This window comes from Micrococcus sp. HSID17227 (genome assembly GCF_003989405.1).
GTDB lineage: Bacteria > Actinomycetota > Actinomycetes > Actinomycetales > Micrococcaceae > Micrococcus > Micrococcus luteus.
This window is the reverse complement of the sequence record NZ_RBLN01000566.1, coordinates 1-333: the sequence shown is the minus strand read 5'-3', so window position 1 is coordinate 333 and position 333 is coordinate 1. Positions and strand designations below refer to the sequence as shown.

Genomic DNA, 333 nt, shown 5'->3' with positions numbered 1-333 from the left:
AAAAAAAAAAACGCAAGGCTCTGCTCCAAAACGTCAGGAAGGATTAATTGCTCCAGGTCAATACGTCATTGAGCTGACGATTGATGCATAAGTAAATTTAATAGATTTGTTTTCTTTTACAAGCATACGGCACAACCCGTGATCTACACTGGCGCAGACACTCTTTCCCTGCTCGCCGCTCTTCCGATCTTGAGCGCCGCGATGATGCCGATCGCCACGGTGCCGCGCGCGCTGCCCACGGTCGACGTCGCCACGGGCGCGGAGACCACGGCCCACCATCAGCGCTCCGACGTGGCGGCCGTGCCCGCCGCGGGCATCGTCGCCGAGGCCATG

Annotated in this window: 1 pseudogene; it reads left to right on the top strand. The window is 57.7% G+C overall.

The features are described from left to right. Positions 1–189: 189 nt before the first annotated feature. Positions 190–333 (top strand): annotated as a pseudogene (locus D8M29_RS13335) (chorismate synthase); the annotation flags it as partial.